The sequence below is a fragment of the Paenarthrobacter sp. NPDC057355 genome, from assembly GCF_042667405.1.
Classification (GTDB): domain Bacteria; phylum Actinomycetota; class Actinomycetes; order Actinomycetales; family Micrococcaceae; genus Arthrobacter.
In genome coordinates this window covers 73306-81550 of record NZ_JBHVAL010000003.1, presented here as the reverse complement: position 1 = coordinate 81550, position 8245 = coordinate 73306, and the positions used below count along the sequence as shown (strand labels likewise).

The following is an 8245-nucleotide window of genomic DNA, read 5'->3' as shown; positions in this document are numbered from 1 at the left end:
CCGGGCCCAGGTCGGTCAAGGCTGGAACGTCATGACCGCCATCATCGGCTCAGGTGACTACAGCGGCGACGGCAACACAGATCTCCTGGCCGCCGACAGGAACGGCGTACTCTGGCTGTACCCCAGCAACGGTTCCGGGGGCTGGCTGGGCCGCAGCCAGGTCGGCCTAGGCTGGGGATCCATGACGCCTGTCCCCTAAGCCGTCCGTGGACAAGACAACATGGAGTCCGGCTACGCCCCGAACTCGCGGTCCCTTCGGGCCATCCGCGCCTGCAGCAGCCCGAGGCGTGGATCGTTGCCGACAGCCGCTACGGCAGCAGCCCACGCATCGAAATCATCGGCGCCCATGTCCGTGGAACACCAACGGAGGATGAGGTCCTGATCGCCGCTGGCCCGCACGGATGAGCTGACTGCTGCGTTGAGCTCATCGCGAAGGAGTTCAATCGCCAGGTTGCCCGAGCGGGCAAGGAGCGGTGCACGGTATCCCGCCAGGGCTTCAGCAACGCGCCCCTCCCGCAAATGTCGAGCGACCATGGAGGCGTCCGTCATCACCTCCATTCCGGCGGCGAAGCGATACGGGTTGGGTTCCACCACCTTCCCCAAGGTCGCACGGATCCGGTGCATCTCCGTTCGAACGGAAGCGGCCGCGCCGTCCTCGCCGTGCACGTGATATGCCAACTCGTCAGCGCTCCAACCGCCCGAACGTGAGGCCAGCAAAGCCAGGATTTCCGCCCGGCGGAGTGTCAGCGGGAGGCGCGCACCGCCGTCGACCTCTGCTGTTGGTGTGTCCCCCAAGAGGTTCAGTTTCAGCGTGACGGGTGTTCCGTCAGCCGCAGTGGCAGCTGGACGGCTGGACCGCAGCAGTTCCTCGGCCAAGCGGACAGCGCAGCGCACCATGCGGAGACTGTCCGGGGTGACGGTATTGATGGGCCCGGAGACGTCGAGGATTCCAAGGATCCGGTTGCTGTGGGGGTCACGGATGGGCGATGCCGTGCAGGCCCACTCGTGATGGGAACGGACGAGGTGCTCGGCTGAGAGCAGCTGCGCCGGTGCCCGGGTGATCAGGGCCTCGCTGATGGCGTTGGTGCCGATTCCCGACTCGGACCAGTCGGCCCCTTCAACGAATTCCAGGGAATCGGCCTGCCGGAGGGCATGGCTGCTGCCCACGCGCCACAGCACCTCGCCTTGATGGTCGGTGACGATCAGGAGATGCCTCCCGTCCGGGGTTTCGTCGGCCAGAAGTTGCGTGAGTGCCGGTATCACGGACGCCAACGGATGACCGGCGCCGAGCGTCCGGGCCTCCTCCACCTCGTGCCGGCGCAAGGGACTGTGCCGCTCGGGGTTGATTCCGAGAGCCAGGGAACGCCGCCAGGACTCCAGCAACGACGCCGGAATATGGGGATCCGGACGGCCGGAAATGGTGGCCTCGTGGGCCTTGCGGAGGATGCGCGCGTACTCAGATGGTGCGGATAGCCTCAGGCCATCAAAGCGCGCTGCATCAGCAGTGACACTTGGCATGCAGATTCCTCCAACTCACCATCGAATTGCCGGACCACGATCAGGGCGTGCGCCGCCCCTCCAGTGTAAACCGCGCGGCCCGGCGTTGTGTTGCGGGTCACAAATGCCGTAGCTGCGGAATCTCCCCCCAAGAATGGCGACACGATTCCGCCGCAACACGCACTGCTTTGATGTGAGGCTGTCCGATTCTTGGGGGACGGGGGACGGCCGCAGTTGGGGTGGCTGGAGCCTCGCCAACCAATCACGCAAAGCACCGACTGGCCTTTGGACGACGAAGCCAGCGGCGCCTTTGGCTGCTTTCCCCCCTTCCCCAGCAGCAGCCAGTGTGGCCGGCCCTGACGTAAGACGCCCTCAGGTCCGGCCACACAGCCAATGGCTGTGACTTGACTCCACTGGCTGTATTCTCTATGTGAGCCACGTCTCGATGGCCTTTTTTCTGGGGGAACTTTGACTCATTCTCGACCCGCGATGCTCCGCGCCCGCTTCACGTCGTTCGGACTCGGTGCACTGGCCATCGGCACAGCCGTCCTGCTCTCCGCGTGCACCATGCTTCCGCTGCCTCGTCCGGCCGAATCCAGCCCAAGCCAACCGCCCGCGTCCGCAGAAGTACCGGACCGCAACAAGGAAACCGCGACGGCGGCCTGGGAAGTTGCGCTGGAACCCATCGGTCAGCCGGTGGTCGCCGACGGCGTGGCGCTGGTCTACACCCGCGTTGCCGGCGGCGTGGAAGCACACGCCCTTTCCGTCGCCACTGGCAAGGAGCTGTGGAAGCAGCCGGTTCACCCGGGAGTGGGCTCCCCCGGCACTCCCCTCGAACCCGTGGTTACCCGGACCTACACCGGGAAGAGCGCAGCCATCTTCCTGCAGGCAGCAACCCCGCCAGCCGACAATGGTGGCTTCGCCTGGTGGACCGCTCCGGTGGCCTTTGACCTGACAACCGGCAAGGAACTCTACCGGGGCGAGGCAGATCTGGTCACCACCCGGCCCTACGCCTGCGTCGACCTGAATGACATGTGCTTCATCACCTTCGACAAAGACTACGGGTCGTTTGAGCATTGGGTGGATCTGGACCTGGGTGAGGATGAGCCAGACATCACTCCTCTGTCGGGATTGTTCCGTCCGGTCGGCAAGGAACTGTACTTCGTGGTGAACGGCGGCATCGAAACACTTGCCCATGTCCACAACGGGAAAGTGGTCTGGGAAGCGGAGCTGGAAAAGATCTTCGGGAAGGGAGCCAGTGCGGAGTTCGATGCGCACTTCCTGTACTCCGAAAAACTGGATCTTTACGTTGGCTCAGTCGGCATCAACCCCACGCCCTACTCACCGGACAAAGTCTCCCAGGAAACCCACTCGATGAACCTGCGCGACACTACAAAAACAGTTGGGCTTCGTGCATCCAGTGGTCGGGTTCTATGGACCGCGGACGGTTCGCAGGTTGAGTGTTCCGGCACTATGGGCACTCAGGCCACCAAGCTGGAGGGCGGCGACGCCTTCCCCGTCCGCTGCGAATACGAAGCCGGTTACATCGAATTTCCCGCCGGGACATACCGGGGCGGACTTTCGAAGGTTGTTGGCTACGATCCCCTCACTGGAAAATCCGCGTGGGAGAGCAAGCCGGTAGAAGTGCACAGCTGGGGCGTCACCGGCCTTATACCCTCGGCAAGTCACGGCGAATTTGTCATCACGGGTAACCCCTTCAAGTCGAATCTGATGGATACCCGCACTGGAAAATTCCGCGGAGCCAGCTTCGAAGACGCCTTTGTGTGCTGGAATTATGGCTCGTATGAAGTGCCTGCAAAGCGCACCGAGCAGGATTATTCCGGCGACGGAACTGCCGCTGGACGATTCATCGCCTTCCCCTGCCTCAAAAGCGGCTCCCCTGCCCCGGCCTTCACCTACGGCGCCCTCACTGACGTGAGCACCACCGACCACGACATGGCCGTTATCTCCCTGGAAGACAAAGTGGCCGGGTACAAGCTCCTCAAGGAATTCGTCTAGCCACCCGGCGAAACTACGTCACACCTGCCTCATGTTTCACCTGCGTCACTGCGCCGGCGGTAGCATCCCATGATGTATGCGCTGCTCAGAGCGCACTAATCGAATATGGGGACCCAGATGCCTAAGGCACTTTCATGGTTGGCGATCTTGTCGCTGACCATGTCCGCGGCTGTCTTTTTGCCGCAAACCGCTACGGCCGCAGATACGGCCAGCGTAAACTCTCTTTTCTCTTCGTTGTCAGTCACCCCGGAAACCAACGCCGGCTACAACCGGGACTACTTTCAGCATTGGATCGACGCCGACACCGACGGTTGCAACACCAGGTCCGAGGTACTCCAGCAGGAGTCACAGGTAGCCGTGACTTTCAGTTCCGGTTGCACAGTAGCCACCGGCCAGTGGGCTTCCTGGTATGACGGCGCCACCTGGACAAATGCCTCGGACGTAGACATTGACCACATGGTTCCGCTGGCCGAAGCCTGGGGGTCCGGTGCCAGCGCTTGGACGGCGGAACAGCGCCGTGACTATGCCAACGATCTCGGCTTTGAGGCCTCGCTCGAGGCTGTCACCGATAACGTCAATCAGGCCAAGAGCGATCGTGACCCTGCCGAATGGATGCCGCCTTTGGCTGGTGTTGCCTGCCGCTACGTGACCGACTGGGTGATGGTCAAGTACCGATGGCAGCTGACTGTGGATACCGCCGAGTCCGCGGCAATTTCTTCTGTTCTCCAAGGTTCCTGTGGATCAACTTTGGTAGCTGTTCCCGCAGTGGCCACGGACACCACACCCATCACCTTCTCGGATGTCAACGCTTCGACACAGTTCAACGTCGAGATTTCCTGGTTGGCCTCCCAAGGGATTTCCACCGGCTGGATCGAGGCCAACGGTTCCCGCACTTACCGGCCTCTCAACGCCGTGAACCGCGACGCCATGGCCGCCTTCCTCTACCGCCTCGCAGGCAAGCCACCATTCACTCCGCCCGCAGAGTCGCCGTTTGCGGACATCACGCCGTCCAGCCAGTTCTACAAGGAAATCACTTGGCTCGCTTCAACGGGCATTTCCACAGGCTGGGCTGAAGCGAACGGAACCAAGACCTTCCGCCCGCTCAACCCGGTCAACCGTGACGCCATGGCCGCATTCCTCTACCGCTACGCCGGCAACCCTGCCTTCAACGCGCCGGGAAGCTCCCCATTCCAGGACATCTCCATCAGCAGCCAGTTCTACAAGGAAATTACGTGGCTTGCCGCTAAGGGAATTTCCACCGGCTGGGACACGGGCTACGGCTGCCGGATCTATCAACCGCTCCAGCCCGTAGCCCGCGACGCCATGGCCGCGTTCATGTACCGCTTTGTCAATGGCGGCACCGGCGGAATCAGCAGTAACACCTGCTCGCCCCCGCCGCCTCCCCCAGTGGTCCAGCCGCCGGTGGTGCAGCCACCGGTAGTGCAGCCGCCTGCTCCGCAGAAGCCCGCCAATCCGGGTGACTCCAAGAACTGCACAGACTTCAGCACATGGCGCCAGGCTCAAGACTGGTACAACTACTACTACCCGCACTACGGCGACGTGGCCCGGCTCGACAGCGATAAGGACGGGATCGTCTGCGAGTCCCTGCCCGGGGCACCTAGATAAGCGAACGACGGCGGTCCGCGGCTTCCAGCCGCGGCCCGCTTTTTGCTTGGCTAACCGGGATGTTCGCCCGCTCAGGTCCTTGCCGGACCATCGAACGTCGCACTCGTGCTCCCCTGCGGCACAACTACATGCACCGCATTCCGCTGCACCGTGAAGTCCGTCGGCGTCGCGGTGGCGATCTCGCCGTCGAGGTTCACGGGCATCGGACGCCCGGTAACCAGCCGGACCCGTCGCGTCGCCAGATGGAACACGCGATCGTGATCTATGAAGCTTCCGTCTTTGAGCAACCGCGCGATCTTCACGTGCTCCCGGAGCGGTGCCGCAAGGATGGCGTAGATATCGAGCATATGGTCATCGATTCCGGCCATCGGGGACACCGTGTTGCCGCCGCCGTAGTGCCGGCCGTTTCCCACAGCCACCTGCAGCAAGTCCTCCAGTTCAAGGGTTGGGTGGTCCCCGTCAGGGAACTCCAGCCTGGCGCGGAAAGGCTTGTGCCGCGCGTAGGCCTTGACGGTGGCGACCCCATAAGCCAATGGGCCGATTCGCTTTTTCAACCGGGGGCTCAGTGCCTCGGTCACGCCCACGGAGAGACCTACGGAAGCGACATTGAGAAACGGCTGGTCGTTAGCCCTGCCAAGATCAATGTCGACCACCTTTCCCTCCGCGATCACAGCACAGGCATCAGCGAGTGCGCCAGGTATCTCGAGCGTACGGGCAAGATCATTGGCAGTGCCCAGCGGTAGGACCCCCAAGGCGGTCCCGGTTCCCGCGAACAACCCGGCCGCATAGCTCACCGTCCCGTCCCCGCCACCGACAACCACCAGGTCATGCTGCTCCGCAATCACCCGCTCGAGCGTCGGTCCCAGTTCCGCGCCGGAGGTAACGGCATGCGCCGAAGAAACCGGCAGTCCTGCCTGCCGCAGCATGTCCACGGCCGGCCCGCTGGCCGCGGCACCTCGACGCGAGGCCGCATTAATTACGACGGCGGCGGAGCGCATCTCACGGACGGATTTCATGCTGACTATCGTAGGCGGACGGACCTTGGAGAAACCTCAACGCATGGTTCGCGCAACCCGGATCGAGTGCCAACCGGGCGGGGGCTACCCTTTGAAATCCGGCGCCCGCTTCTCCTGGAACGCCCGGAAACCCTCGGCATAGTCATCGGTCTTGCAGAGCCGGGCCTGCTCTGTGTTCTCCTCGACCATGGACTCCCACAGTCCGAGGCGCTGGTCGCGGATATGCGCCACCAGCTCCTTGGACGCAACGAAAGCCTGGGTGGCGCCCGAAGCCACACGCTCCACAATGGAGCGGGTCATGGCCAGCAAGGCGTCGTCCGGCATGGCCCTGCTGAACATGCCCTGGGCCACGGCCTCGGTTCCTGAGATGAGGTCCGCCGTGTAGATCAGGTCCAGAGTCCGGTGCATACCCAGACGCTCGGTGAAGTACCAGTGCCCACCGGAATCCAGAGTCGCCCCAAGCTTGGCAAAGGGCGAGCCGAACTTGGCATTCTCCGCCACGTACACAACGTCCGTGGCCAGCAGGAGCCCGAGTCCGACACCCAGGCAGGCTCCGTGCGCAGCAGCGAAAGTGGGCGCAGGGAAGGCTGCCATCTTCTTCAACAAAGGCTCAACCAAGCCGCCCAGATAGGCCTGGGCGTCGTCGGTTTCCGGCGTGACGCCTGCGATGTCGCGCCCGGCGCAGAAGGCGCGGCCCTCCCCGCGAAGGAGCAGCGCCCGCACCTCGCCACGGGAGGCGGCGGCAGCGGCGTCGTCGTACGCCTTGCCCAACTCAAGCAGCGCGTCCTCGTTGAGCGAGTTCAGCTTTTCCGGCGCATTGAGGACAATTTCGGCAATGCCGTTGGCAATGGAGAGCTCGATCATGGGGGACTCCTTAGACGTCGAAGTCGACGGTCACTTCTTCGCTGGTGGGGTGGGACTGGCAGGTGAGGACGTAGCCCTTGTCCAACTCGTCCTGCTCCAGGGCGTAGTTCTCGTCCATGGTCACGGTACCGGTGATCAGCTTGGCGCGGCAGGTGCCGCACACGCCGCCGGCACACGCGAACGGAACGTCCGGGCGGACGCGAAGCGCCGCGTTCAGGATGGACTCGCGGGCATGCGTGGGACTGGCGACATCGCCGGTGAGGCCGTCCAGCTTGAACGTGATCTTGTACGTCTCCTGCGACTCGTCCTCCACAACGGGACGGCCTGCATGGCCCTCGGGACGGTCCGGGCGGCCGGTGGTGAACAGCTCGAAGCGCACATGCTCCGGCTCCACGCCGCGCGCGGCCAAGGTGTCGCGGCACAACTGGACCAGTTCGAACGGCCCGCACAGGAACCACTCGTCAACGTCCTCGGAATGGATCGCCGAAGACAGCAACGCCTGCAGCTTTTCAGCGTCGATGCGGCCGGTCATCAGCGGCGCAATCCGCTGCTCGCGGGACAGCACGTGGTGGAGCGCCAGGCGCGAGGGGTACTTGTCCTTCAGGTCCGCCAGCTCCTCCAGGAACATGACGTCCATGGCGGCCTTGTTGGCGTACACGAGGTCGAAGGTGGTCTCAGGGTTGGCAGCAAGCAGCGTCCGCGCAATCGCAATCACCGGAGTGATGCCCGAACCCGCGGCGATCGCCACGAAGTTGCCCGGCTCCCCTGCCAGCTCCTCCGGATGGTTCATGGAGTTCATCACGTTGTGCTGGACAGCGGAGCCGTCCTTGCCGTGCCGCGAGATGAACGCGCCCTGCGGGCTCATGACGTCAAGCACGTCCCCGGCCTTCAGCTCGGCGTTGGCCCACGTGGAGAAGAGCCCACCGAGGTCCTTCTTGATGGCCACGCGGATCTCGCTGCTGCCGTCCTCGAAGCTGCGCGGCTCTGCGCAGATCGAGTAGCTGCGGCGGACCTCGTGAGGCTCACCGTTCTCATCCGGCAGCGTGGTGCGCAAAGCGACGTACTGGCCCGGAAGGTAGTCGTACTGGCCGGCGAGCTCGGCCGGAACACCGAACGTGACCTCGATGGCATCGTCCGTGAGGCGCCGGACTTCCGCGACGGTCAGGTTATGGAAAGACGCACGACGGCGGCTGGCCGTCTGTGTTTCGGTGGTCATGGATTTC

General features: G+C 63.7%; 6 protein-coding genes and 1 pseudogene. 3 read left to right on the top strand and 4 right to left on the bottom strand.

Annotated elements, in window-relative coordinates:
• Positions 1–199: pseudogene (locus tag ACFUOZ_RS05880) on the top strand (hypothetical protein); the annotation flags it as partial.
• 32 nt (positions 200–231) lie between these two features.
• Here ACFUOZ_RS05880 and ACFUOZ_RS05875 read toward each other — a convergent pair.
• Positions 232–1518 carry a GAF domain-containing protein gene (locus ACFUOZ_RS05875; protein WP_377545700.1) on the bottom strand — a complete coding sequence of 429 codons (1287 nt, stop codon included), beginning with the start codon at positions 1516–1518 and terminating at the stop codon, positions 232–234.
• 447 nt (positions 1519–1965) lie between these two features.
• Here ACFUOZ_RS05875 and ACFUOZ_RS05870 point away from each other — a divergent pair, with 447 nt between their 5' ends.
• Both ACFUOZ_RS05870 and ACFUOZ_RS05865 read left to right on the top strand, forming a co-directional pair.
• Positions 1966–3516: a PQQ-binding-like beta-propeller repeat protein gene (locus ACFUOZ_RS05870; RefSeq protein WP_377545698.1), complete on the top strand. Its 1551-nt coding sequence runs from the start codon at positions 1966–1968 to the stop codon at positions 3514–3516.
• Between the two features lie 117 nt (positions 3517–3633).
• Positions 3634–5142, top strand: coding sequence for an S-layer homology domain-containing protein (locus ACFUOZ_RS05865; protein ID WP_377545696.1), 1509 nt, complete (start codon positions 3634–3636; stop codon positions 5140–5142).
• A gap of 71 nt (positions 5143–5213) precedes the next feature.
• Here ACFUOZ_RS05865 and ACFUOZ_RS05860 read toward each other — a convergent pair whose 3' ends face one another.
• The 3 genes from ACFUOZ_RS05860 to paaE form a co-directional block, all read right to left on the bottom strand.
• Entirely contained in the window at positions 5214–6158 is a 945-nt protein-coding gene (locus ACFUOZ_RS05860) for a lipid kinase (protein ID WP_377545694.1), read from the bottom strand.
• 84 nt (positions 6159–6242) lie between these two features.
• Positions 6243–7022 (bottom strand): enoyl-CoA hydratase/isomerase family protein, encoded by a 780-nt coding sequence (locus ACFUOZ_RS05855; RefSeq protein ID WP_377545692.1) that lies wholly within the window; start codon positions 7020–7022, stop codon positions 6243–6245.
• A 10-nt stretch (positions 7023–7032) separates the two neighbouring features.
• Positions 7033–8238, bottom strand: coding sequence for a 1,2-phenylacetyl-CoA epoxidase subunit PaaE (gene paaE / locus ACFUOZ_RS05850; RefSeq protein WP_262275823.1), 1206 nt, complete (start codon positions 8236–8238; stop codon positions 7033–7035).
• Positions 8239–8245 lie beyond the last annotated feature (7 nt).